The sequence below is a fragment of the Bradyrhizobium sp. 17 genome (genome assembly GCF_023073515.1).
In the GTDB taxonomy this organism is placed as follows: Bacteria; Pseudomonadota; Alphaproteobacteria; order Rhizobiales; family Xanthobacteraceae; genus Bradyrhizobium; species Bradyrhizobium canariense_D.
On record NZ_JADPJQ010000080.1, the window covers coordinates 68,333 to 89,911 of the forward strand.

27 protein-coding genes, 1 tRNA gene and 2 pseudogenes are annotated in these 21,579 nt (G+C 63.6%); 14 read left to right on the forward strand and 16 right to left on the reverse strand.

Going from position 1 to position 21,579, the window contains the following annotated elements; genetic code table 11:
- Window positions 1-41: 41 nt before the first annotated feature.
- Window positions 42-1,019 carry a TAXI family TRAP transporter solute-binding subunit gene (locus tag IVB13_RS16230; protein ID WP_247363727.1) on the reverse strand — a complete coding sequence of 326 codons (978 nt, stop codon included), beginning with the start codon at window positions 1,017-1,019 and terminating at the stop codon, window positions 42-44.
- A 107-nt stretch (window positions 1,020-1,126) separates the two neighbouring features.
- Between IVB13_RS16230 and IVB13_RS16235 the strand changes: the two genes are divergently transcribed.
- The 4 genes and pseudogenes from IVB13_RS16235 (at window position 1,127) to IVB13_RS16250 (ending at window position 4,156) form a co-directional block, all read left to right on the forward strand.
- The gene (locus tag IVB13_RS16235) at window positions 1,127-2,101 is read left to right on the forward strand and encodes a tripartite tricarboxylate transporter substrate binding protein (protein WP_247489629.1); all 975 of its coding nucleotides are present in this window, start codon (window positions 1,127-1,129) and stop codon (window positions 2,099-2,101) included.
- A 380-nt stretch (window positions 2,102-2,481) separates the two neighbouring features.
- Window positions 2,482-2,557 (forward strand) — tRNA-Ile (locus IVB13_RS16240).
- 1,113 nt (window positions 2,558-3,670) lie between these two features.
- A pseudogene (locus IVB13_RS16245) lies at window positions 3,671-3,904 on the forward strand (hypothetical protein); the annotation flags it as partial.
- An 81-nt stretch (window positions 3,905-3,985) separates the two neighbouring features.
- Window positions 3,986-4,156, forward strand: coding sequence for a hypothetical protein (locus tag IVB13_RS16250; protein ID WP_162847249.1), 171 nt, complete (start codon window positions 3,986-3,988; stop codon window positions 4,154-4,156).
- Here IVB13_RS16250 and IVB13_RS16255 read toward each other — a convergent pair.
- The 3 genes from IVB13_RS16255 to IVB13_RS16265 all read right to left on the reverse strand — a co-directional run bounded on the left by IVB13_RS16255 (window position 4,153) and on the right by IVB13_RS16265 (window position 6,357).
- Window positions 4,153-4,527 (reverse strand): response regulator, encoded by a 375-nt coding sequence (locus tag IVB13_RS16255; protein ID WP_085350358.1) that lies wholly within the window; start codon window positions 4,525-4,527, stop codon window positions 4,153-4,155. The genes IVB13_RS16250 and IVB13_RS16255 overlap by 4 nt on opposite strands.
- A gap of 371 nt (window positions 4,528-4,898) precedes the next feature.
- Window positions 4,899-5,219, reverse strand: coding sequence for a hypothetical protein (locus tag IVB13_RS16260; RefSeq protein ID WP_085350357.1), 321 nt, complete (start codon window positions 5,217-5,219; stop codon window positions 4,899-4,901).
- A gap of 25 nt (window positions 5,220-5,244) precedes the next feature.
- Window positions 5,245-6,357, reverse strand: a complete 1,113-nt coding sequence (locus IVB13_RS16265) for a DUF1236 domain-containing protein (RefSeq protein WP_085350356.1) — start codon at window positions 6,355-6,357, stop codon at window positions 5,245-5,247.
- A 195-nt stretch (window positions 6,358-6,552) separates the two neighbouring features.
- Here IVB13_RS16265 and IVB13_RS16270 point away from each other — a divergent pair, with 195 nt between their 5' ends.
- Complete coding sequence (locus tag IVB13_RS16270; protein WP_085350355.1) at window positions 6,553-6,780, forward strand: hypothetical protein; 228 nt, start codon at window positions 6,553-6,555, stop codon at window positions 6,778-6,780.
- Between the two features lie 280 nt (window positions 6,781-7,060).
- Here the strand turns inward: IVB13_RS16270 and IVB13_RS16275 are convergent, their stop codons facing one another.
- The 3 genes from IVB13_RS16275 to IVB13_RS16285 all read right to left on the reverse strand — a co-directional run bounded on the left by IVB13_RS16275 (window position 7,061) and on the right by IVB13_RS16285 (window position 9,097).
- Window positions 7,061-7,576 carry a PRC-barrel domain-containing protein gene (locus IVB13_RS16275; protein WP_085350354.1) on the reverse strand — a complete coding sequence of 172 codons (516 nt, stop codon included), beginning with the start codon at window positions 7,574-7,576 and terminating at the stop codon, window positions 7,061-7,063.
- Between the two features lie 140 nt (window positions 7,577-7,716).
- Window positions 7,717-8,757: a glycosyltransferase family 4 protein gene (locus IVB13_RS16280; RefSeq protein ID WP_247489631.1), complete on the reverse strand. Its 1,041-nt coding sequence runs from the start codon at window positions 8,755-8,757 to the stop codon at window positions 7,717-7,719.
- 166 nt (window positions 8,758-8,923) lie between these two features.
- The gene (locus tag IVB13_RS16285) at window positions 8,924-9,097 is read right to left on the reverse strand and encodes a hypothetical protein (RefSeq protein WP_240543238.1); all 174 of its coding nucleotides are present in this window, start codon (window positions 9,095-9,097) and stop codon (window positions 8,924-8,926) included.
- A gap of 198 nt (window positions 9,098-9,295) precedes the next feature.
- On the opposite strand from IVB13_RS16285, the gene IVB13_RS16290 reads away from it, so the two are divergent.
- Both IVB13_RS16290 and IVB13_RS16295 read left to right on the forward strand, forming a co-directional pair.
- Window positions 9,296-9,712: a hypothetical protein gene (locus IVB13_RS16290; protein WP_247489634.1), complete on the forward strand. Its 417-nt coding sequence runs from the start codon at window positions 9,296-9,298 to the stop codon at window positions 9,710-9,712.
- Window positions 9,713-10,213: 501 nt separating this feature from the next.
- Window positions 10,214-11,863, forward strand: coding sequence for an amidohydrolase (locus IVB13_RS16295; protein ID WP_247489636.1), 1,650 nt, complete (start codon window positions 10,214-10,216; stop codon window positions 11,861-11,863).
- A 34-nt stretch (window positions 11,864-11,897) separates the two neighbouring features.
- Here the strand turns inward: IVB13_RS16295 and IVB13_RS16300 are convergent, their stop codons facing one another.
- The 4 genes and pseudogenes from IVB13_RS16300 to IVB13_RS16315 all read right to left on the reverse strand — a co-directional run bounded on the left by IVB13_RS16300 (window position 11,898) and on the right by IVB13_RS16315 (window position 14,265).
- Window positions 11,898-12,470 carry an ABATE domain-containing protein gene (locus IVB13_RS16300; RefSeq protein WP_247489637.1) on the reverse strand — a complete coding sequence of 191 codons (573 nt, stop codon included), beginning with the start codon at window positions 12,468-12,470 and terminating at the stop codon, window positions 11,898-11,900.
- Complete coding sequence (locus IVB13_RS16305; RefSeq protein WP_247489639.1) at window positions 12,467-13,354, reverse strand: EamA family transporter; 888 nt, start codon at window positions 13,352-13,354, stop codon at window positions 12,467-12,469. Before IVB13_RS16305 ends, IVB13_RS16300 begins: the two co-directional genes overlap by 4 nt.
- Before the next feature lie 8 nt (window positions 13,355-13,362).
- A complete protein-coding gene (locus IVB13_RS16310) occupies window positions 13,363-13,689 on the reverse strand; it encodes a hypothetical protein (protein WP_018455651.1) in 327 nt (108 codons plus the stop codon).
- Window positions 13,690-13,752: 63 nt separating this feature from the next.
- Window positions 13,753-14,265 (reverse strand): annotated as a pseudogene (locus IVB13_RS16315) (alpha/beta hydrolase).
- A 261-nt stretch (window positions 14,266-14,526) separates the two neighbouring features.
- Between IVB13_RS16315 and IVB13_RS40205 the strand changes: the two are divergent.
- The 5 genes from IVB13_RS40205 to IVB13_RS16335 all read left to right on the forward strand — a co-directional run bounded on the left by IVB13_RS40205 (window position 14,527) and on the right by IVB13_RS16335 (window position 16,179).
- Window positions 14,527-14,655 carry a hypothetical protein gene (locus tag IVB13_RS40205; RefSeq protein ID WP_018455653.1) on the forward strand — a complete coding sequence of 43 codons (129 nt, stop codon included), beginning with the start codon at window positions 14,527-14,529 and terminating at the stop codon, window positions 14,653-14,655.
- A gap of 139 nt (window positions 14,656-14,794) precedes the next feature.
- Window positions 14,795-15,004: a hypothetical protein gene (locus IVB13_RS16320; RefSeq protein WP_018455654.1), complete on the forward strand. Its 210-nt coding sequence runs from the start codon at window positions 14,795-14,797 to the stop codon at window positions 15,002-15,004.
- Window positions 15,005-15,124: 120 nt separating this feature from the next.
- Window positions 15,125-15,304, forward strand: coding sequence for a hypothetical protein (locus IVB13_RS16325; protein ID WP_247489641.1), 180 nt, complete (start codon window positions 15,125-15,127; stop codon window positions 15,302-15,304).
- Between the two features lie 261 nt (window positions 15,305-15,565).
- A complete protein-coding gene (locus IVB13_RS16330) occupies window positions 15,566-15,778 on the forward strand; it encodes a hypothetical protein (RefSeq protein ID WP_018455656.1) in 213 nt (70 codons plus the stop codon).
- A 104-nt stretch (window positions 15,779-15,882) separates the two neighbouring features.
- Window positions 15,883-16,179: a hypothetical protein gene (locus IVB13_RS16335; RefSeq protein WP_026232997.1), complete on the forward strand. Its 297-nt coding sequence runs from the start codon at window positions 15,883-15,885 to the stop codon at window positions 16,177-16,179.
- A 72-nt stretch (window positions 16,180-16,251) separates the two neighbouring features.
- Here IVB13_RS16335 and IVB13_RS16340 read toward each other — a convergent pair whose 3' ends face one another.
- From IVB13_RS16340 to IVB13_RS16360, 5 genes are all read right to left on the reverse strand, one after another.
- Complete coding sequence (locus IVB13_RS16340; RefSeq protein WP_018455658.1) at window positions 16,252-16,542, reverse strand: hypothetical protein; 291 nt, start codon at window positions 16,540-16,542, stop codon at window positions 16,252-16,254.
- Between the two features lie 166 nt (window positions 16,543-16,708).
- Window positions 16,709-17,200, reverse strand: a complete 492-nt coding sequence (locus IVB13_RS16345; protein WP_018455659.1) for an Hsp20/alpha crystallin family protein — start codon at window positions 17,198-17,200, stop codon at window positions 16,709-16,711.
- Window positions 17,201-17,565: 365 nt separating this feature from the next.
- The gene (rpoH, locus tag IVB13_RS16350) at window positions 17,566-18,438 is read right to left on the reverse strand and encodes an RNA polymerase sigma factor RpoH (protein ID WP_247489643.1); all 873 of its coding nucleotides are present in this window, start codon (window positions 18,436-18,438) and stop codon (window positions 17,566-17,568) included.
- A gap of 25 nt (window positions 18,439-18,463) precedes the next feature.
- The gene (locus IVB13_RS16355; protein WP_018455661.1) at window positions 18,464-18,646 is read right to left on the reverse strand and encodes a hypothetical protein; all 183 of its coding nucleotides are present in this window, start codon (window positions 18,644-18,646) and stop codon (window positions 18,464-18,466) included.
- A 120-nt stretch (window positions 18,647-18,766) separates the two neighbouring features.
- Window positions 18,767-19,318, reverse strand: coding sequence for a TetR/AcrR family transcriptional regulator (locus IVB13_RS16360; protein WP_204513726.1), 552 nt, complete (start codon window positions 19,316-19,318; stop codon window positions 18,767-18,769).
- Window positions 19,319-19,433: 115 nt separating this feature from the next.
- Between IVB13_RS16360 and IVB13_RS16365 the strand changes: the two genes are divergently transcribed.
- Window positions 19,434-20,291: an oxidoreductase gene (locus tag IVB13_RS16365; protein ID WP_247489645.1), complete on the forward strand. Its 858-nt coding sequence runs from the start codon at window positions 19,434-19,436 to the stop codon at window positions 20,289-20,291.
- Window positions 20,292-20,338: 47 nt separating this feature from the next.
- Window positions 20,339-21,340, forward strand: coding sequence for an NADP-dependent oxidoreductase (locus IVB13_RS16370; RefSeq protein WP_018455665.1), 1,002 nt, complete (start codon window positions 20,339-20,341; stop codon window positions 21,338-21,340).
- The last annotated feature ends 239 nt before the right edge of the window (window positions 21,341-21,579 follow it).

The following is a 21,579-nucleotide window of genomic DNA, read 5'->3' on the forward strand; positions in this document are numbered from 1 at the left end:
CGCGCCACCTTCTCCCACAGGGGGAGAAGGAAGGAAGCGCGCTACTTCACCACCCCGATCTCGCGAAAGTACTTGATCACGCCGGGATGGATCAGCTCGGGCTTCGGCGCGGCGGCGACGGTGTTCGCGGCCGTAGTCTCGCAGGCTTGCGCGAGCTGCTTGCAGAAGGTCGGCTCGACACCGTGAAGCGTCTTCGCCAGGCGATAGGCGACATCGTCAGGCAAATCTTCGCGTGTCAGCACAAAGCTCCAGGAGCCGAGCGAGGCGATCGGCTCGGACTGGTTCGGGTAGCTGCCGGCCGGCACGGTGAGCGGCTTCAGGAACGCATGCTTGGCGCGGATGCGCGCGATCTCCTCGGCACTGGGCGCGATGAAGCGCGCGCCTGATACGCTCGAGGCCACCGCCGCGAAACCGGGCCAGCCGATGCCGGCGCCCCAGAGTGCTGCGACGCGGCCATCCTCGACCATCGCGGGGCCGTCGCCGGCGCGGTCGAGATAGATCGCCTTGAAGTCCTCGTCCTGCTTCAGGCCGAGGCCATCGAGCACGTAGCGCGCCAGGATCGGCAGGCCGGAGCCCTTGGCGCCGAACGCGACGGGCTGACCGACGAGATCGCGAATGGTCTTGTACTGACTGTCCGCGCGCACCACGAACATGCCGGGGTTGGAATAGATCGCCGTGAGAATCTTCAACGAGACCTTCGCACGGCCGATGCCGGCGAAGGCTTCATAGGCCGGCTCGCCCGCGACCAGAGCGAGATCGAGCTCGCCCTTCTCCAGCAGCGGGATGTTCTCGTTGCTGCCCTTGGTGTTGCGCGGGGCAATGATGGTTTGCGGATCGGCTGCGTTCATCGCTTGCGCAAAGGCGTTGCCATAGAGCGGAAAGCCGCCGCCGGGCGTCGCAGTGCCCAAGCTGATCGTCAGGCTGGGTGTGTTGGTCGGAATGGCGTTGGCTCCGGTTTGAGCGGCGGCGGGGCTTGAAAGCAGCGCCGCGCCGAGCAGGAAAACAAAAGCGAATCTCATGGTCGGTCCCGGCGGGGGCGCGTCAACATCGACTTGCGGCGATGTAGGCAGCGCCCCGATTTTGTGAAAGCATGCAGCCCAACGACAATAGAACAATGGGAGGCGTCATGTTGCGAATTTTGCGTAACAGTGTTTTCGGGCTGGTTTTCCTTGCAACGCTGTTGGGCGCCGCACCTCCCGCCTCCGCCGCTTATCCCGACCGTCCCGTGCACTGGATCATCGGCTTCTCCGCCGGCGGCCCGGTCGATATCGTGGCGCGGATCATGGCGCAGTGGCTGACCGACCGCTTCGGCCAGCAATTCATCGTCGAGAACCGCACCGGCTCGGGCGGCAACATCGCGGCCGCTGCCGCGATCGCCTCGCCGCCGGACGGCTACACGCTGCTGTTCGTCGCGCCCAACAACGCGATCTCGACCTCGCTCTACAAGAAGCTGCCGTTCGACTTCCTGCGCGACACCGTGCCGGTCGCCAGCATCATGCAGCTCACCAACATGCTGGTCGTCTCCAACGCGTTTCCCGCCAAGACGGTTCAGGAGTTCATCGACTACTGCAAGGCCAATCCCGGCAAGATCTCCTTTGCCTCGTCCGGCAACGGCACCTCGGTGCACATGTCGGCGGAGCTGTTCAAGGTGATGAGCAAGTGCGACATGGTGCACGTGCCCTATCGGGGATCTGCGATCGCCTTCCCCGACATCATCTCCAACAAGGTGCAGCTGATCTTCGACAACCTGCCCTCCGCGATGGAGCAGGCCAAGGGCGGCAATGTCCGCGCGCTCGGCGTGACCTCGCCGCAGCGCTGGCCGAGCGTGCCCGATGTGCCCGCGATCGCCGAGACGTTGCCCGGCTTCGAATCGGTCGGCTTCTACGGCATCTCCGCGCCGAAGGGCACGCCGGCCGACGTGATCGAGATCCTCAACAAGGCCGTCAACGAGGCGCTGAAGGACCCGAAGCTGGTCGCGCGCCTCACCGAGACCGGCGGCATCCCCAAGCCGATGACGCCGGCCGAGTTCGGCAAGCTCGTCACCGACGAGACCGAGAAGTGGCGCAAGGTGGTGGAGTTCGCCGGCGTGTCGGTGGACTAGGCCTGCGGAACTGCCGCGCGCCTGCAGCGCGCCAACGCGACATCGGAGGGGATCGGAAGACCCCTCTCCAACAAAATGTGCGAAAACAACCCCATGCACAGTAGAAAGATCTTGGCATTACAAGGGGTTACAGAATCGAAAACCGAGCCCCCTGGCGCGATTGCCAGAGGGCGGGGACGAAGGCTCGGCGAGATGGGCTTGCGCCGTCGGGCAAAACAGGACTATAAGGGCATCATCGCCAATTTCGGTTATTCAAAAATCCCAAGGCTTGCCGCGCCAACGTTTGCAACCGCCGGCGCCAGCATTGCACCCCCGCCTCCGTCCCTGTAAACGAACCGCGCACCGTTGCCGGCCGCAGCTTTCGCGGCCGTCTCGCGGCGGGGCCTGTAGCTCAATGGTTAGAGCCGGCCGCTCATAACGGTCTGGTTGCAGGTTCGAGTCCTGCCGGGCCCACCAATGAAAGCACTTTTGTGCGGACCGCTTTGCCTCCCGAACGTTCTTGCATGGCAAAGTGGCTCCCTATGTGAGGTTCAGTTGCGACCAGAGGAATAGACTGCCGGCCGCTTGCGTCCCAAATCCTACAGACGTCTCGAACGGCCGTGGTATCGTACCGCGCAGCAGACTTCGCCGAATGGTAGATCGTCTGAAGAATTCACTGTCCGAACTGGAGTCGCCCACCTGCATGAGGTGCAGGATCGAGATGCGATGGTTCATGTCGAAGCTGGAGCGCCAAGAGCCGGTAACCACGATCGTCCATGGCTTTGTGAGTCCGGTGCGAAGGCGTTGCTGAAACCGAAACCGAGTTCAAGCCCGTCCGGGTTGTCCCTGACAAGCTCGCGGCGCCGAGAGCCGTCGCACACGCGGCCTAAGAAGGTATTACCGCACTGAAGTCCGGAGTACCGAGCGACGAGCAATCCTTCCTCGGAACAGCGCGGCTGGGCGGAACGTTGGCCTTCCATGGAAGCCTTTCTGCACCGCCTCTTCACGGCCAAGTCAGATTTTCCGGTCTGGGTGCGCTACCTCCTCACCCTCGGCCTCGTCGGTCTCGCCTTTTTCGCCAGGGTGATGGCGGATGAATACCTTCGATCCTACCCGCTCCTGCTTTTCATTCCCGCCATCTTCTTGTCATCTGTCCTTTTCGGCCGCGGGTGTGGAATTGTTGCGACAGCCGCGGCCGCCGTTCTCGCCATGACGTACCTCATACCCCGGCCGGCCTCGACCGCCGGGGGACGTTCTGCTCCAGGAGCTCGCACATCGAACGCGGGAACGACCTCGCCACTATCGTATCGATTCTCAGGCTGCAGGCCCGCTCCGAAACCGACCCGGGCGTGCAGAGGGCGATTGCGTCCGCGGTAAGCCGGGTGGACGTCGCAAAGGTTCACGACCGGCTGCGCGAGACGGCGGACACCAGCCGGATCGCGCTGGCGCCGGACATCGAGTCCTTATGCGCCAGCCTTGCGGATTTTCACCGGGGCGTGCGCACGATCTCGATCCGGGTCCGCTGCGAGGACATCTGGGTGAGGAGTTCGCAGGCGGCCTCGATCGGGCTGATCGTCAACGAACTGCTTCAAGTACGCATTTCCGGAGGGCCGCCACGGCTCGGTGGAGGTCGAGCTGCGGGCCAAGGAAACCCACGTTCTGGTGTCGGTGAGGGACGACGGAATCGGTTGCTCCGCGGAAGCGAAGAGCGGACTTGGCACTCGGCTCATCAACCTCCTCGCCACCCACATGAAGGGCACCGTCGCGAGGAAGCCTCTTTCGCAAGGCTGCGAGGTGCAAGTCTCGATCGCGCTCGACAGCTGAAGACCGCGAAGCATTTTCGGATTTCCTCTGCAACCATGGACGGCTTGTGACGTAGATGATGTCGGAGCTTGCGAGAACACTATGGTCGATCGATCACCAAAACACGCCGAGGAACTAGACCGATTCCGCAAGCTTCACGCCGAGACGACGGATCCTTTGGCTGCGCGGCTGCTGCAGGACATTATATCCGAACTCGAAGCAGATCTGAATCCGCAGCGGCAGGAGACCGGTTCGAAGGTGGAACGCGGCTAGTTCTCATGCTCCGCCACGGCCGCTTGGATCGCTCGGTCAAGACCATCCAACTGGAAGGGCTTGCGCAGCATCGGTCTATTCTTGAAGCCCTCGGGTATATCTTCTTGCCCGTAGCCACTCGCGAAGACGAACGGAACAGATCTCTTCGCGAGAATTTCCGCGACGGGAGTGCTTGTCGGACCTCCGAGGTTGATGTCTAGGATGGCAATATCGAAGGCCGGATCGTGCGCAAGTCGCACCGCATCCTCGATCCGCCCTGCCTCGGCGACGACAGCGTGTCCAAGCTCCTCGATCATGTCGACGAGCATCATTCGGATCAAGGCTTCGTCTTCGACGAGGAAGAAAGATCGTCTGGGGCGGTTCACGTGGATCCTTGGAGAAGGTCGATGCTCCCGCAGCGGCCGGCACGACGCCCGGAATTCACGAGGGAAACGGATAAACGACCTCGACCGGGGTCGAGGTCGCCAACCTATGGGCTAGGTTTTGCTCCCGGCTGGGGCTTTGGGGGGCAAGGGGGCCGAGAGCAAGGACTCGACGCGGTGGAATGCCGATCGTTCCCTTGCGGATCGACGTAGCGCTCTCAGAACCTCGTCGTACGCGTGATGAGCCTGAGCCTGACTGCTGCGCGAGGCTGATCGGCTGCCTATCGTTGGCAGCCACACGAGGCCCGCTGGAGCGGCAGACTGAACTGTCGATCCATCCAGAATGGCGCCGCCCTTGCGGGCGGCGCCTAGATCATCGATCACCAGCGGCCGGTACCGAAGCTGAAGCCGATGCTCGGCCCGCCTCCGTAATAGCCGTATCCGCGATCGTAATAGCCCGGACCGCCGTAGGAGCCATAGCTCCTGCGCACGACGTAGCTGTCATCGTCGCCGTAGTAACGCTGCACATAGCGGGGACCGCGGGTGCGGAAGCAGCGGCCGTACTCGTTGCAGACCAGGCGAACCTGATCGACGTTTGCCGCCTCCTCCGATCCAACCAGACTGGGATTGAGCGGAGCTGCCGAGGCCGCCGACGCGAGCATGGCGGTGGCCGCAAACGCTACGAGAGCAATAGTCCTCATGTTCGTTCTCCTTGTTGTGACGAGATCAATCGATCTCTTCGATGACGCGACGTTCCTGCGGTTCGACGATGTAAGTCCGGCTATCCCGGTTGATGTACCGGTACTCCCGCAGGCTCGGTGCGTCGCGATAGACCTCCTCGGGGAACGTCTCCACGTCTACGTCTGCCGGCAGGCGCTCACCCCTGCGGATTTCGGTGCGCGCGGTGCTGCCGGTGGTCTGCCGCTCGCGCTCGACGGGACGCGCCTCGGAACGCGCCTTGGCGTGCTTGCGGATCACTTCGCGATCGCGATCGCTGAACGTCACCTTGCGCTGTTCGGTGCGGGCCGGCGCAGCCGCGGTCGAACGACCCGAGTACGGGAGGACCGCGACGATCTGGTAGCTCGAAGGCTCCACGATCACGATCTCGTCCTTCACCAACACGAAGTTGTAGCCTCTGTACTGCGGCACGACCTCGACGACCTCCGCCGGGAGCGGCTGCAAGCGGACATCGCGCGGCACCGCCGTGCCCACCGACAACGAGAAGTTCACGTTGTTGAGGGGCTGCACGTTCAGATGCGAAATCGACGTGCTGATCCGGGTCCGTTGCTGATCGTTGATGTTCACCGACGCGTTCACGTTGGTGTTCGAGGAGCGATCGGCCGTGTTCTGCTGATTGTTCGGCTGCTGCGCCGTGTTGGTCGAACCGCTGCCCGCCGGGGACTGTGCCTGGTTATTGCCCGGAGCAGGCGGATTGGCGCTCTGCGTCTGGGTATTCGTGTTCGAAGGAGAATTGGTCTGCGCCTGGTTGGAAGGCGTAGTTGTCTGATTGGACGGCTGATTGGTCTGAGCCTGGTTGGTCGAGTTGTTCGAGGCAGGCGCCTGCGTGGTGTTGGTGCCGGTACCCGAATTGGACGGCTGGCCTGCAGCGGTCTGACCGCTCGAGGACGGCGACTGCGTCTGGGCCGAATTCGTCGAAGGATTGGCGGACTGTGCGGATCCCAAAGATGAATTGGTCGGCGAAGTCGACGGCGTCGTGGATGTGGAATCCTGCTGACGAGACGGCGGATTGGAGTTCGACGTGCTCGGAGAAGACTGGGCAAAAGCGGAAGTCGCGATCGCGACTGCAGCGGTGGTAGCCAAAAATAAACGCTTGTTCATCTGAACCTCCTTAATGCGGACGTCGGACAACCTGGGGCGAGACGCGTGGTTCCATTCGGGGAAAACTAGGCAATTGCGCGAGATGTGCATTTTCTTTTATCCCGAATTGTGCAAATCGTGAGAGTGGGAACTTCGGTCGCGCAGCGTCGTTGGCAATGACTACTTACGAGTCATTTTCACTTTGAGGAGAACACCATGAAGAAGCTTATCGTGTGCGGCGCTCTTGCCGCTTTCGCCCTCGGCACGCAGGCCGCCAGCGCCGCCGAGTTCTACATCGTGCGCGATGCCACCACCAAGAAGTGCACCATCGTCGACACCAAGCCGACCACAACCACCACGACGGTCGTGGGCGACGGCGTCTACAAGACCAAGGTAGAGGCAGAGTCCGCGGTCAAGACCACGAAGGTCTGCACCGAGCAGTAATAGTCGCGACGGCGGTAAGAGCCGTTTAAGCATTCTGACAACGATTGGAGGAAAAAATGCCCGTACTGATTTTGTGGGCCGTTCCAGCCGTCCTGGTTGTTGGCGGCGTCGGCTATTTCCTGGTTCACATGCACTGAGCGGATGACCCCGCACGGATGAACGGCCCGCCCAATGATTTGGGCGGGCCGTTTTTCATTGCGCCAGATCGGTACACTAGCCCTGTGGGCACAAAAAAGGGCCCCGTAATGGGGCCCCAATTCGCCGAGAGCACTCGTCGCGCTTAGTTGTAGTCCGAATATTTGAACTGCGGTAGCGCCTTCAACTGCTCCTTATTGCCGCTCATGACGGCGTGGTCAGGAACCCAATCGTTCGCGGTGCGGTTCGTCGTGGTTGTGGACGCGGTCCCGGTCGTGGTGGTGTCGCGGGCCGGGGTCGACGTGCCGCTCGAGCTCGTTCGAACCGGCTCTTCAACGAACTTCAGCTTGTCCATGGAGACCGCGATGTCGTGCTCGCCCATGCCGAGGAAGCCACCGATGCCGATAACCACCGCGTTGATCTTGCCGTTCTTGTCGACGAGCAGTTCGTTGACATCGCCGAGCTTCTCGTTGGCCTCGTTGTAGACGTTCAGGCCCATCAGCTTCGAGGCGCGCCAATTTCCCTTGAACGCCATCTTCGCATCGGCGGGGTGGGCGGTGGCCGCCGGCGCCGTGCGATCGACGGGCTGAGTGGATTGCGCGAAAGCAGCGCCGCCGATCACAGCAGTGCCAAGCAACGCGACGGCAAGGAAGCTTTTCATGGATTATCTCCTCCAACGTGAGCCGCATCCGTTCGGATGCCCGGCTTCAACGCCCCGAATTACCGCTTGTTCCCGACGGGGAACGGATTGCCAAGGATTCGATCGCGCCTGTCCGACAAACCAGCCGCGCAATAGATCTCTCACGCGAGGCGTCCTCTGCGAGCGACCAAGTCGCGATATCGGGCGTCGTACTCCTTCGCCATCCGGCTTGCGGCGAAGCGCTCCTCGAACCGGGCGCGGACCACTCGTCTGTCCAGCCGGCCCAGTTCTTTCACTGCTCTGATCGCCTGCTCCTCACCGTCGACGATGAAGCCCGTGACGCCATCCTCCACGACTTCCGGTACCGAGCCTGATCGATAAGCGATCACGGGTGTCCCGCAGGCCATCGCCTCGATCATCACCAGACCGAACGGCTCGGGCCAATCGATCGGAAACAGCAGGCCCGCTGCGTTCGCGAGAAACGGCTGCTTCTTCGCGTCGTCGACCTCGCCGACGAGCTGAACCGCCTGGCCATCGATGTTCGGCTCGAGCTCGTTCTTGAAGTAGGCCGTCTCCGCCCGAGGGATCTTGGCCGCGATCCGCAGCGGCATCCGGGCCGCGCGCGCGATTCGTATAGCGTCCTCCGGACCCTTGTCCGCCGTCAGCCGCCCCAGAAAGGCCAGGTACGAACCTGGTTCGTAGGAGGGCCTAAACATGTCCTTGGGCAGTCCGTGCTGGATCGTCGCGATCCAGTTCGCTTCCGGAAGCGGCCGACGCTGGTCGGCGGAAATCGAGACGAATGGAGCGTCCGCAAAGGCACCGATTACCTGGGGCAGGCCGGGCAGATCGAGCCGACCGTGCATCGTCGTCAGGAAAGGCACGCCGGTCCGGCTCAGCACCGGAAGAGGCAACCAGTCGACGTGGGAGTGGATCACGTCGAAGTCGCGCGCGCGCTCGGCGATGGCCTCGATCAGAAGCGCGCAGGCGGCGTTCGGATCCGCACCCTTCCGCCCCAGGCGCAACGCGCGCGGCCACACCGCGTGGAGCTTTCCCTTCGTCTTCGAGTCCCCGCTTGCGAACAGGGTGACGTCGTGCCCGGATTCGACCAGTTCGTCCACCAGCCAGGCTATCACACGCTCGGTGCCGCCGTAGAGCTTTGGAGGTACGCTCTCGGCCAAGGGAGCAAGCTGGGCAATCCGCATCGGCTAGGCCCCGAACACGGACCGCAGGACCGTGACGATGCCAGCGGAAATGAGGGATGAAATCGCAAGCAGCGTCCAATTGGGCCTCGTGCTTCCACGGACCACGCGCGCTGCGAGCGTCTTCACGATCGTCAACATTCGTCTGGAGGAAGCCGCTGCAGGTAGGCTATCCCAAGCCAGCGAGTTCTTCGGTATCGCTCTCTCGCGCTTCCGACCTGCTGTGGAGGTGGCGCTCCAGAAGGCAGCGCCGGCTGTCATGCGCATCGACCTCGGGGTGCCGCGCCCGATACACCGTCCAGGCGGTCTCCGTGGCGTTCTTCAAGACGACTTCGTCGACCATACTTACTGTCTCCGGAGACCGAACCCAGTCGCTGCCAACTCAAGGCAATCTGGAAGGTTTCCAGTTTTTCCCGGAAGTATACGAAAGGAGGTGAGTCAGGAGGCGAGGATCCATTGCCCCCTCGCCGCGGGGGTGCAGCTGCAACCATTGCCTATTTTCCCGTTATCGACAGGGCGCAGCAATGTGAAAGGAATCTCGATGAAGAAGATCGCGATGTCGGCGCTGCTGGTCGGCGCTCTTGGTCTGTCCTCGGTGGCCGCCACGTCTCCTGCAGAAGCCCACTGGCGAGGGGGCTGGGGACCGGGCATCGCCGGCGGCCTGTTGGCCGGCGCTGTGATCGGCGGGCTTGCCTCGTCGGCGTATGGATGGGGACCAGGTTATGGCTACTACGGTGCCCCCGGCTACTATGGAGCGGGCTATTACGGCGGACCCTATGCGTACGACTACGGGTATGACGAGCCGTATCGCTGGGGTGGCGGGTACGCCACCACGACTTACTACACGGCGCCCGTGTCCTACGGCTACCGCTACCGTCGAGTCGTGCGACCTGCATACGCCTATTACCGCGGATCCTACCCGGTCGTTCGGCACCGCTGGCATCGCCACCACTGGTGAGAGCGGTCCGTCTGAACGCAACGAAGGCCGCGCACCCGAAGGCGCGGCCTTTTCTTTCCGCTTACCACAATCCACCGGAAAAACGGGTCGTGCCGTTCGAAGGCAAGGCGTCGTTCGGGCGCTCTCGTCGCCGGCCTCGTCGAGCGCTTTGGATGCGGGCGCGCCTGTGATGCGATGCGTCCGGGCGGTTCTATCTTGACCTCGGGCTACGGGTGGCGCAGCCGCGCGGAGAACGAGGGCGAAGCGTGGTGTCCGGCGTAGATTGAACGAAGTGAGAGCGAAGACGGACGAACTGCTGCGAGGCGGGCGAAGGCGGCTGCAACATCAATTGCTTGGGCCGCCACCAAATTTTTCGGTGGGCCGGCTGATTTTGTTGGTGCTAGACATGATCAATATCACGACACCGTTGCGACACGCGATGTCCGCGAGCGCATCCAGCGGCGGATGTGTGGCGCCGCTTCGGCCTCTTTCACACCTGCCTCTCTCATTTCGGGACTGACCATGCGCAAGCTTCTGGCAATATTGCTGATCTCGTGCTGGGCCAGTTTGGCTTACGCACAAAAGGCCGACCTCATTGTCACGAACGCAAAGCTCGTGACGCTGGATCCCGCATCGACGATCGCGCAGGCTCTCGCAGTCCGCGACGGCAGGATCGTTGCTATTGGCGGCAACGATGCCGTGGAAGGCCTGATCGGGCCCGCGACGCGCCGGGTCGACGCAGGTGGACGCACCATCATTCCGGGATTGATCGATTCCCATATTCACGCCGTGCGCGCCGGCCTCACCTACGCAACCGAGGTCAACTGGATCGGCGCAAAGACGATTCCCGAGGCCATGGAACGCTTGCGCCAGGCGGCAACAGCGCGCCCGGCATCCTGGATCATCGTGGCCGGCGGCTGGAGCGAATTGCAGTTTACTGAGAAGCGGCGGCCAACGCTCGCCGAGGTGATGGCGGCCGTTCCCGACAATCCGGCTTACATCCAGCTGTTCTATTCGGCGGTGCTGATGACGCCAAAAGCGCAGCAAGCCCTCGGGATGTCCGCGGATCAGTTGCCGGCCGGTATCACGACTGAGCGCGCCGCATCGGGCGACGCCACGGGGTGGCTCAACGGCTCCATCGTCAGTATCTCCGCGCTGTTCGATCGGCTGCCGAGGCCGAATTTCGAAGAGAATGTCGCCGGGACCCGGCAGTTCTTCACGGAGCTCAATCGTCTCGGCGTGACCGGGATCGTGGATCCCGGCGGCTTCAGCATCTATCCCAGCCACTACGCGGCCTTGCAAAAGCTCTGGCGTGACAAATCATTGTCGGTTCGCGTTGCCTTCAGCCTGTTCGCCCAGAATGTCGGCGCGGAATTCGACGAGTACAAGACTCTCACGCCGTTCCTGCCGATGGGATTCGGCGACGACATGCTGCGGTTCAACGGACTAGGCGAGCGGATCACCGGCGCCATGTACAACAACAATGCGCCTGACGCGGCCGCCAAGGACAAGTTCCGCGAGATCATTCGCTGGGCGGCCAAACAAGGGCTGACAGTCACCATCCACTGGCAGGAAGACAAATCCGTCCATCACCTCCTGGACCTCTATGACGAGGTCAACAAGGAGACGCCGCTCGCGCCGTTGCGCTGGTCCATCGCCCATCTCGACAACACCTCGCCCCAAACGCTGGCGCGCATGAAAGCCCTTGGTATCGGCTGGACCATGCAGGACGCGATGTATCTCGGAGGTGACCGTATCGTGGCGCAGGTCGGCGAAGCCGCCCGCAGCATGCCACCCCTCGTCACGGCGTTGCGCATGGGAGTCCATGTCGGGGCCGGCACGGATGCGCATCGGGTCGCATCCTACAATCCGTTCGTGGCGCTGCAATGGATGCTCGACGGCAAGACCGTCGGCGGACTCTCGACGCGCGGCCCGGACGAAACACCCAGCCGCGAAGATGCCTTGCGCCTCTACACCGTGGGAAGCGCGTGGTTCTGCTTCGACGAGACGCGGCGCGGCACGCTGGAGACCGGCAAGCTCGCCGACTTCGCGATTCTCGATCGGGATTTCATGTCCATCCCCGTCGAGCAGATCGGCGCCACGGCGTCTCTGCTGACGGTCGTGGGCGGCAAGGTCGTCTACGCAGCGGATGCTTTCTCGAGCGCAAAATAGAGCTGAAGGCTTGTTGTTCAAGGCGGCTGTCGGCTTACCGGCGCGATTGCATCTTTGCGCGGTTTCCGCAGGTGGCCATTTCGCACCAGCGACGGGATCTGTTTTTGGTGCGATCGATGAACAGCCAGTGGCAGTCGTGCTGTGGACATCGTTTCAATCGGTCGAGTTCGTCGCCGCGCAGCAGGTCGACCGCAGCCCAGGCAAGCGGACCAAGGATCCGGTCCCCGTGCGTGAATTCGATGGTGGCCGGCGAACCGGTCAGCAATGCGGCCGTGAAGGTACGGGCCGCAACATCGTGGATCACCGCCATGCCCAGCGCCGGCGGTTCATCGCCGTCCGCGATCGCAGCGCCTACTTTGTCGATCGCGTTGCGCAGGCGCCGGCCATCGTCGGCCAGCAACGCCCGCTGCCTTGCATTAAGCGAAAAATCGACGCCCACCAGTCCAGCATCCCTTGCCCAGGCCAGCATTCCCTCGGCGTCGCGCAAGTGATCGACCTCTTGGTCCGTGCCGCGCCAGCTGATCGTGTTGGCGAAATCGAGCGCCAGATTCCCCGCTACGCGGTGAAGCGGCGGCGGTCGATCGGCGATGCTGCGCAAACGCTTCACGTCGGACGTTCTTCCCAAGGCCGGAGCAGCGCCATCGCGGCGGCCACCAGCATGAGGGCAGCGCCGCCGATCTCGAGCCAGCCGATCGCCTCGCCGAACAACCACGCACCGGTGCCAAGCGCGATGATCGGAGAGACAAAGGCATACAGACCTGCGCGCATCGTACCCCATTCACGCAGCAGCACGAGATAGATCGTATAAGCCACGATCGTTCCGAGCAGCAACAGGAACAACAGGCTGCCGATTGCCGCCGGAGTGAGGAAAGCGTCGAGCGTGTCTCTCGATACGGGTTCCAGCACCAGCGAAAGGCCGAGCAGGGCGGCGCCGCCGATCGCCGCCTGCACCATCGTCAGCGCCAGGGGCTTCACCGGACCGACCAACGGACGCGCGACCACGCTGCCGACGCAATAGCTCACGGTCGCGGCGACGATCGCCGCGAGCCCAAGGCCGCTCGCATCGGACCCGGCCCCGAGCCGCGCCCAGAACAGCCCGATGACACCGACACAACCGATCGCGAGCACGACGGCATGATGCCAGGTCGGCCTCTCCTCGCCGGTCAACGCGGCGAGGGCAAACAGCAGGACCGGAATCAGGGTAAGGTTGACCAGCCCCGACAGCCCTGATGGCACGTGCTGCATCCCCCAGAACAGCAAGCCGTAGGTGTCGGTGTTGACCAGCAGAGCTGAAACGATCGTTGGCCGTGCGCGGCCTTCGGCGAATGCGGCGCCGGCCCCGCGCACCCCGATGGCCAGCAGTGCGGCCGCCAGCAGGTATCGCGCGGCGGCGAGCAGCAGCGGGGGCAGATCGCCGAGCCCGACCTTGATGGCGGCCCAGGTCAGCCCCCAGATCAACGACATTGCGGCGAACAGGACAAAGTTGCGCACCGTCGTGCTCAGCGCATGCCGTACCGATCGACCAGAACGCGGTGGATTTCCACCCTTTGAGGGAGTTCGATCAGGAGTTCGGGATCGCGGTCGAGGTGATGCACCTTGGTCGGCTCGCCCTTGGTGAAGGCAGTCATTGCCTGCATGTCGGACCAGTAGGAGATGGTCGTGAACCATGTCTCCTCGTCAAGGTCCTCGCGCAGCAGCTGGACGCCGAGCGCCGTCTTCTCGAGCGGCGGAATGCCTTCAGCGCGCAGATATTGCTCGTAGCTGTCGGCGATGTCCCGCCGGGTACGACCACGCCAGATTCGTGCGATGGAAGGATTGGTTGGCATGCTTGCTTCCTCCTTTAGGCGGCGAAGGGACACCAGCGCGGCGAAGGCCGCGCCGTGGGACGATCAGGCATGGACACGCGCAAGGAAGGCGCGGACCAGTGGCAGCGCCTCATCGAAATGCGTCTCGAGCAGCCAGTGACCGGCGCCGTCGAGCAGGTGCAGATCGACATCGGGCAAGTCGCGGCGATAGGCGCGGGCGGACTCGGCCGGCATGTATCCGTCTTCGAGGCCCCACACCACGAGCGTTGGAGGACGGTGCTCGCGCAGATACGCCTGATAGCGCGCGAACCAGCCGAGATTCTCCTCCAGCTTCTCCATCAGCCCGACGCAGACCTGTCGGCGCACTGGCGTGTCCATGAGTGGCCAATGAAGCTTCCAGAGGTCGGGCGGCACCCGGGCGGCGACGTCGTCCGCCATTGGTCGGCGAGCGCCGGCATCAGCCGGCGGAACTGGAAGGAGGAACAGGGATAGCCGTGCGGCAGCAGCAGGACCGGCGCGCCGGCGCGCCCCGCTTCGCGATAGAAGATCGACATTCCCGTTCAACGCCAAGCGCCGGTGCGCCAGTCCGCTCGCCATTCGGGCCTCCATCATCTGACACCACCTAAATGCATTTAGGCGGTGAACGTTCCGAGGCCGGGGAGCCGTGTGGCGACGAACAATCGGCGCGATCACGCGCCATCGTTGTGCGGGTGGTGCCGAAGCCGACATGAGCGTAGGGCTTATCTGGCACCGTTCGGCTGTTCCGCTGGGCTGCCCCACCAGAAACGCTGCGTGTTCTCGCCGAGAACCCGCCCATACAATGCTCAATCAACCGCCCTTTCGCGGCAGGAGCCGTCCATGACCAATGAAAAAGGCCCGAACATCAAGAAGAAGCAGAAATGCAAGAACTGCGAAGGCAAAGGCCTGCTCAAGAAGGGCGACAAGGTGGTGAAGTGCCAGCGCTGCAAAGGCACGGGCGTGCGGTGATGATGAGGTGATGGCCTCCAATGCGGACGGCGTACTTTCCCAGGTTGCGCAGGCTCGCGACTGACGTGCACCGCATCTGACATCACGATTGGCACTTCCTGCGGCAAGACGCGTTGCGGTCTTTTCGAGGGAGCTGCAGATGACCAAGACCGACACGGAGGGCGTAAAGACCGGGACACCGCCGACGGGTTCGGCGGCGCTCAACCCCGGGGACGAAGCCGCACCGGGGACGATGGGCACCGGCGAAGATGTGTGTCCGGATTGCCATGGCAAGGGGCGGATCGACGGCGCGCCCTGCGCGACGTGCGGCGGCAGCGGGACCGTGATCCGGGCCGTCGGCGGGGCCTGAGCAAAGCGCGGGCCGCGCGGCGCTTGCGCCAGGCTGTGGCTTTCGATTGCGCCTTCATTGTTCCAGCAACGAACGGCCCTCGCCCGTGTTTTCCGGATGCGAGACACAATGAGGCGCGCCATGACCAAAGATGCCGGACTGAAGCCCGACGATTTCCCCATCGAAGCCGACAAGGACAAGCTCAGGACCCACAAGGGCGAGCCGGTGGCCTCGGCCGAGTCGGACACGATCGCGGATCAGATCGTCGAACGGCTGAACGAGCATGCTCACCAGGAAGAGCAGGATCGTTGGTCGGCCTAGGCAATTCGCCTTGCCGACACCCATCCGGAAAGAGCAACGGATAGTTTGTAGGACCGAGCTCGCAGGAACGACGTCGTTGGAACGACCTGGGGCCGTTGCGTATTGGGCCGCGCCGGGTCCTTGCGATTCCGGCAATGGCGGCCTCGGCTCGAAGCCCCGCCCCCGGGCCACAGGCCGGGGCCGCCTGACGGGGGATCGGCCCGGCATCTCAGGCCGTCTTGGAGGACTGCGCGAGAGACCATGGAGGCGCCCACACCAGGGATGCAAAACCCGCTTCGACAGGCGCGGCTCTACGGCTACCTGATCGAACGCGAGGGCGCGCTGTTTCATCCCGGCGGCAGCCACCCGCTGTGCAGCGCGGGCATGACGCGACGCATGATCGAGGCGGGCTGGCTGGTGAAAGCCGGCGATCGCTACGAGTTGACGCCGCAGGCGCAGGAACGGATCGCCCCGCGTGCGATGAGCTCGGGATGACTCATCGTCGCTGTCGCGGGATTTCCGCTCCCGCCCAGGAACAGGTGCGTGCCGAGATCTTTGCCTCGGCACGGCATGTGACGACGTCAAGCACAGGAGCGGACATGAAAAAGCTGGTTCTCGCAGGGCTCGTTGCGGCTCTCGCATTCCCCTCTTCCGCATTCGCGCAAGGCGGCGCGGGTGCGTCCAGGACCGGGTCGAGCATCGACTCCTCAGGCACCGGCGGCACAACGGGAGCGGGAGCCTCCGGCCTCAACACGTCATCGGACAACAATGGCGGCGGCGCGAACGCACCGGCCAAGTCCTCCACGACCCGGCCAGGCGACAACGACACCAGGCAAACCCAGGGCGGTCAGCAGGCCATGCCGGGCTCAGGCTCGACGGGAGCGAACCGCAAATAGACGCGGCGCGACGCGCATCCAGTGGATGACCCTCACGCAAAAGGCCCGGATGATGGTCCGGGCCTTGTCTCGTCACCACCAGGGATCCCAATAGGGCGGTGGAGCGTAGGCGTAAGGCACATAATAGGCCCGCCGCACGACGCGCGGTCCATAATAGCCGTAGGGCGGGCCATAGAAGCGCGGGCCATAATAGGCATCGGCCGCCAGCCCCGCCGCAAGCGCACCGGCAACAAGACCGAAGCCGATGCCGGGACCGCCCCAATGGCCGTGCCAGCCGCCGCGCCAGCCATGGGCTTCCGCCGGCGAGGCCGCCGCCACGAACAGGGCCGAGATCATCGTCAGGACCAAAGCAAGTTTCTTCATGTGCGACTCCCAGAACTTGGAAACCGACCGCAAAACGCCAGACCGGAATTGAAGTTTCCGAGCGTTCCGGAAAATTTGCAGCGAGCCGACGGACGCAAATGCGGCCGCCGGCCGGACGCGGGCGGGAGCGGCGGCTCCCGCCCACGGCCATGCTTACACATCGTTCTTACTTGCCTTTGATCGCGATGCGCCTCACCTTCTGTTGTGCCGCCGGTGACTTCGGCAGGGTGACGGTGAGAACGCCGTTGTTGAAGGAAGCCGCGACATTGTCCTGGTCGACGTCATCGACCGGAATGCGCCGCTCGAAACGGCCATAGTAACGCTCGCTGAAGAGACGCTCCTTGTCTTCCGTTTCGCTCTTCTTCTCGCCGCTGATCGTCAGCACGCCGTTTGCAAGCTCGACGTTGACGTCCTTCTGTTCGAGACCGGGAAGCTCGGCGACGACCTTGACTTCCTTGTCGCTCTCGTCGAGTTCGACGTTCGGCCAGCCCATTGCGGTCGAGGAGCCGAACGGACTGAGATCAAAGCTGCGGAAGGCGTCGTCGAACAGCCGGTTCATCTCACGATGAAGCGCAAGCAGCGGGTTGCCGGCTTCGCCGCGTTGAACGGCCATGTTGCGTGAGCCGTTGTTCCACGGAATGAGATCGCGTAGTGCCATTGTCGTTTCTCCTTATCTCCTGTCTTAATTGTCGATTGGCGCAGCTCGGCGCGCGGCGAGGGCCACGCACGCGCTGCAAAGCCCGGACGATCAACTCGTCAGGCCGCCTGCTTGTGCTCGATTTCGGGTCGGCATTGCCGGCAGCATCGATCGCGATGCGACGCGGCGGAACGGCGGTCGAAACCGATGGTCGAACGCCAGAGGGGAGACATATCGTCGGTTCTCATAACCACATCCTCCTGTGAGCAACATGGATTAAGAGCATCACCGGGGCGAGCCCCGATGGCCTTGCCGGACCCTGCTTTGGCGTCCGGCACCGCACTCGCATGCGGCTGCCAAAAGAATTAGGAGGCGCCGATTTGGTTTCAAGAGCCGGCTGCGAGGCGTCCGCCGATAGCAGCCCGAACCTTTTCGAACGCGCGCATTTCGATCTGCCGCACCCGCTCGCGTGAAACGCCATACCGTGCCGCGAGCTGCTCAAGTCTCAGCGGCGGCTCGGAGAGCCAGCGCGCCTCGAGAATGTCGCGCTCGCGCGGCTTGAGGACGCCCATGGCGCCGGCGAGGGCTTCACGCCTCCGTCTGGTTTCTTCCTGCTCGGCGTACGCGGCTTCAGGACTGGACGCGGGGTCGACGAGCCAGTCCTGGACTTCGCCGCCGTCGGCGTCGCGCACCAAGGCATTGAGCGACAGGTCGCCGCCGAGGCGCCGGTTCATCTCGATGACGTCGTTCTCCTGCACGCCGAGCCGCCGCGCGATCCGGCTGGCGTGCTCGGGGCGGAGATCACCATCCTCCAGGGCGGAAATTTCCGCCTTGGTCCGGCGAAGCTTGAAGAACAGCTTCTTCTGCGCCCCGCTGTTGGCAATCCTGACCAGCGACCAGGACCGCAGGATGTATTCCTGGATCGACGCCTTGATCCACCACATCGCGTAGGTCGCGAGCCGAAAGCCGCGCTCCGGCTCGAAGCGCTTGACGGCGTGCATCAGGCCGACGTTTCCTTCGGAAATGATGTCCGCAACCGGCAGGCCGTAGCCGCGATATCCCATCGCAATCCTGGCAACGAGCCGCAGATGGCTTGTGACGAGATGATAGGCTGCCTCGCGGTCGCCGTGCTCGCGCCATAGCTTGGCGTAGGCGATTTCCTGATCGGGCCGCAGCATCGGAAACTTGCGAATTTCCGCCAGGTAATGTGTCAATCCGCCCTCAGACGACAGCATCGGAACAGTTGCAGTGCTTCCCATTGCCCACCTCTTCGAGTTGGTCTGCTTACGCTCCAAAATCGACATGACAAAAAATGGTTTCGGCCGACGATGTAACGACCGGTGGGGCCGGCGCGTGAGTTTGCGGCGGCTCTGGCCGGGTCACGAGATAGAGCTCGCCCGCCACCAACAGGAGGGCAGCGACGGCCAGGGCCAACATGCCGAGCACCAGATCGCTGTAGTCATCCATGCGCGTTCGAAAGTATGTCGATGTCGAAGATCGGCAGCCATCGCTTTTGGCTGTCCGCGACGTCGAACGTCGTCACCGGAATTTTGTTCCGGACTTTCGGCGCCCCGCCGGGACGCGGCCTCACCCCGCCAGCGAATTCCTCGTCGCGCGAAGAATATCGTCCGACAGCTTGGGATCGTCCACGGCGCGGGCAAGCACGAGGGCTCCCACCATGGAGGCGGCGGCGGCGAGCGCCTTGTCCTCGCGCTGGCGTGGCTTCAGATCGGTGGCCATTCGGCTGCTCAGCAAGCCGATCACGCCGCGCACGCCGGCGGTGAAACGCTGCTTCAGGCCGCTGCTTTGACGTGACACTTCACAGGCGAGCGCAGCGAAGGGGCAGCCGGCGGCGGGATCGTCGCGATGCCCCGGCGAGAGATAGTGCGAAACATAGTCCTCGAGCTCGAAGGCCTCGGGGAATTCCTGACCCTTGGCGTCGATCGCATGGGCCACCGCCTCCTCGACCAGCCGCTCCTTGGAGCCGAACTGGCTGTAGAGGCTGCCGTGCGTCATCCCGGCCGCCTCGGCGAGTGCGTCGACACCGACGCCGGCGATGCCGCGCTCCCGCAGCAGGCGCGAGGCAGTCTCGAGAATATGCTCGCGATTTTTGGCGGCCTGTTCCTTTGAGACGCGCATGGGACCGATCCTTAGAGGCGGGGCTTGACTTTTATAATTACGATCGTCATGTATATCAATAGTTACGATCGTAATCAAACGATTTCAGGCCCGGTAGTGGCGTCGGAGAGGCATTATGAACAGGATTACACCGAAGATCGCGCTAGTGACCGGCGCCTCCTCAGGCATCGGCCAGGCGACGGCGGAGCGACTCGCGAACGCCGGCTACAAGGTGTTCGGCACCAGCAGGCGGGGCGCGCAGGCGGGCAAGCAGGCGTTCGAGATGCTGGCTCTCGACGTCACCAGCGATGCATCGGTGGAAGCCGCCGTCGGCGAAGTGATCCGGCGCGAGGGTCGCATCGACCTGCTCGTCAACAACGCCGGCTTCGGCGTTGCCCCTGCCGGCGCGGAAGAGAGCTCGATGGAGCAGGCGCGCGCGATTTTCGAGACGAACTTCTTCGGCCTGATCCGGATGACGCGCGCCGTCGTGCCGCACATGCGGCGCCATGGAAGCGGCCGCATCATCAACATCGGCTCAGTGCTCGGCTTTCTGCCGATGCCTTACGGCGCGCTCTATGCCGCGACCAAGCACGCCGCGGCAGGCTATTCGGAATCGCTCGACCATGAACTGCGCACGCGGGGCATCCGGGTCTCCGTAGTCGAGCCCGCCTACACCAAGACGCCGTTCGACGCGAACTTCATGGAGCCCGACGCCACGCTCGACGAATATCGCGAGGCGCGCGCCGGCGCGACCAAGCGGGTGAACGAGGTGATGGCGACGGCCGAACAGCCCGGCGTCGTGGCCGATGCCGTGCTGAAGGCCGCGAGCGCGGTGCGCCCGCAACTCAAATACGCGGCCGGCAGCCTTGCGAAGCGCCTGCGATTTCTGCGCCGGTTCGCGCCCGCAGCCCTGGTGGATGCCGGAATCCGAAAGGATTTGCGGCTGGATGCGACGGCGGCGCTGCAGCCCGCCCGCACCGCGCGGGCTTTCTGAGGGCCGCAATCTTGCCAGTGCGAAGAACCTTCGGACCGAGAGAAAAAATGAGAGCCCTCGTGTTCAAGCGCTACGGCAAGCCGGACCAGATCGCGTTGGCCGATATCCCGCGGCCGACGCCGAAGCCGAACGAAATCCTGGTCCAGGTTCATGCCGCGGGGTTGAACCCGATCGACAACATGATTCCGAAGGGAACGTTCAAGCCGATCCTGAAGTTTGAACTGCCGGCCACGCTGGGCAGCGACCTGGCGGGCGTCGTCGTCGAGGTCGGAAGCCGCGTGACCCGCTTCAAGCCGGGCGACGCCGTCTTCGCCAGCATCTTTGATCTCGGCACAGGCGCTCTCGCCGAATTCGCGACCGTGCCGGAGGATGCCGCCGCGCTCAAGCCGCCGAACCTGGACTTCGTGCACGCGGCCTCGATCCCGATGGTCGGCCTGACATCGTGGCAAGCTCTTAGGGAGCGCATACGTCTCAAACCCGGCCAGAAAGTCTTCATCCCCGCCGGCGCCGGCGGGATCGGCACGTTCGCGATCCAGCTCGCGAAATATTTCGGCGCCAAAGTGGGGACGACGACCAGCACTGGAAATATCGATCTGGTGCGCAGCCTCGGGGCTGACGAGGTGATCGACTACAAGACCCAGCAATTCGAGGAAGTGCTGCGGGACTACGACGCGGTGCTGGGCACGCTCAGGGGCGATGCGGTCGAGACATCGCTTCGGATCCTGAAGCGGGGGAGCAGGATTGCCTCGCTGGTCGGGCCGCCGGACGCCGCGTTCGCGCGCGACCGCGGGATGAACGTCGTCATGGTGTTCCTGTTCGGATGGCTGAGCCGCAAGATCATTCGCCGCGCCGGCAAGATCGGCGCGGAGTATTCGTTCGTGTTCGTCCACCCGGACGGCAGGCAACTCGCCGAGATCGGCGAGCTTCTCAAGGCGGAGCGTATCCGGCCGGTGATCGACAAGGTCTTTCCGTTCGAACAGGCGAAAGACGCGCTGGCCTATCTCGAAAAGGGACGAGCCAGGGGGAAAATCGTCGTCCAGATGAGATGAGGGCGTGGATCCGCCCCGCGCGCAATCGCCTCAGTCCCCACCCCGCCACCGCTCCGGCACGCTCTTGAGCCCACACCCTCGTTCATCGTCGTTTCGAAAACGCAGATGCGTTTTCCGATACGCATATCGCCCATGTCGGGCCTGATGCAATCTTCTGCATGATACCACATCATCGCTGCAGCGCTCTCATCAGCACGGGAAGACAGAATCCATGATGTCACAATCTGACGAGTCCGCGC

Bases quoted from the DNA above. Each gene is read 5' to 3' on its own strand.
- IVB13_RS16370 (WP_018455665.1), top strand. From the start codon at position 20,339: ATGAGAGCCCTCGTGTTCAAGCGCTACGGCAAGCCGGACCAGATCGCG.
- IVB13_RS16265 (WP_085350356.1), bottom strand. From the start codon at position 6,357: ATGAACAAGCGTTTATTTTTGGCTACCACCGCTGCAGTCGCGATCGCG.
- IVB13_RS16275 (WP_085350354.1), bottom strand. From the start codon at position 7,576: ATGAAAAGCTTCCTTGCCGTCGCGTTGCTTGGCACTGCTGTGATCGGC.
- IVB13_RS16290 (WP_247489634.1), top strand. From the start codon at position 9,296: ATGAAGAAGATCGCGATGTCGGCGCTGCTGGTCGGCGCTCTTGGTCTG.
- IVB13_RS16365 (WP_247489645.1), top strand. From the start codon at position 19,434: ATGAACAGGATTACACCGAAGATCGCGCTAGTGACCGGCGCCTCCTCA.
- IVB13_RS40205 (WP_018455653.1), top strand. From the start codon at position 14,527: ATGACCAATGAAAAAGGCCCGAACATCAAGAAGAAGCAGAAATGCAAG.
- IVB13_RS16345 (WP_018455659.1), bottom strand. From the start codon at position 17,200: ATGGCACTACGCGATCTCATTCCGTGGAACAACGGCTCACGCAACATG.
- IVB13_RS16340 (WP_018455658.1), bottom strand. From the start codon at position 16,542: ATGAAGAAACTTGCTTTGGTCCTGACGATGATCTCGGCCCTGTTCGTG.
- IVB13_RS16325 (WP_247489641.1), top strand. From the start codon at position 15,125: ATGACCAAAGATGCCGGACTGAAGCCCGACGATTTCCCCATCGAAGCC.
- IVB13_RS16320 (WP_018455654.1), top strand. From the start codon at position 14,795: ATGACCAAGACCGACACGGAGGGCGTAAAGACCGGGACACCGCCGACG.
- IVB13_RS16355 (WP_018455661.1), bottom strand. From the start codon at position 18,646: ATGGATGACTACAGCGATCTGGTGCTCGGCATGTTGGCCCTGGCCGTC.
- rpoH (WP_247489643.1), bottom strand. From the start codon at position 18,438: ATGGGAAGCACTGCAACTGTTCCGATGCTGTCGTCTGAGGGCGGATTG.
- IVB13_RS16295 (WP_247489636.1), top strand. From the start codon at position 10,214: ATGCGCAAGCTTCTGGCAATATTGCTGATCTCGTGCTGGGCCAGTTTG.
- IVB13_RS16310 (WP_018455651.1), bottom strand. From the start codon at position 13,689: ATGCCAACCAATCCTTCCATCGCACGAATCTGGCGTGGTCGTACCCGG.
- IVB13_RS16250 (WP_162847249.1), top strand. From the start codon at position 3,986: ATGGTCGATCGATCACCAAAACACGCCGAGGAACTAGACCGATTCCGC.
- IVB13_RS16270 (WP_085350355.1), top strand. From the start codon at position 6,553: ATGAAGAAGCTTATCGTGTGCGGCGCTCTTGCCGCTTTCGCCCTCGGC.
- IVB13_RS16280 (WP_247489631.1), bottom strand. From the start codon at position 8,757: ATGCGGATTGCCCAGCTTGCTCCCTTGGCCGAGAGCGTACCTCCAAAG.
- IVB13_RS16285 (WP_240543238.1), bottom strand. From the start codon at position 9,097: ATGGTCGACGAAGTCGTCTTGAAGAACGCCACGGAGACCGCCTGGACG.
- IVB13_RS16330 (WP_018455656.1), top strand. From the start codon at position 15,566: ATGCAAAACCCGCTTCGACAGGCGCGGCTCTACGGCTACCTGATCGAA.
- IVB13_RS16335 (WP_026232997.1), top strand. From the start codon at position 15,883: ATGAAAAAGCTGGTTCTCGCAGGGCTCGTTGCGGCTCTCGCATTCCCC.
- IVB13_RS16230 (WP_247363727.1), bottom strand. From the start codon at position 1,019: ATGAGATTCGCTTTTGTTTTCCTGCTCGGCGCGGCGCTGCTTTCAAGC.
- IVB13_RS16360 (WP_204513726.1), bottom strand. From the start codon at position 19,318: ATGCGCGTCTCAAAGGAACAGGCCGCCAAAAATCGCGAGCATATTCTC.
- IVB13_RS16235 (WP_247489629.1), top strand. From the start codon at position 1,127: ATGTTGCGAATTTTGCGTAACAGTGTTTTCGGGCTGGTTTTCCTTGCA.
- IVB13_RS16260 (WP_085350357.1), bottom strand. From the start codon at position 5,219: ATGAGGACTATTGCTCTCGTAGCGTTTGCGGCCACCGCCATGCTCGCG.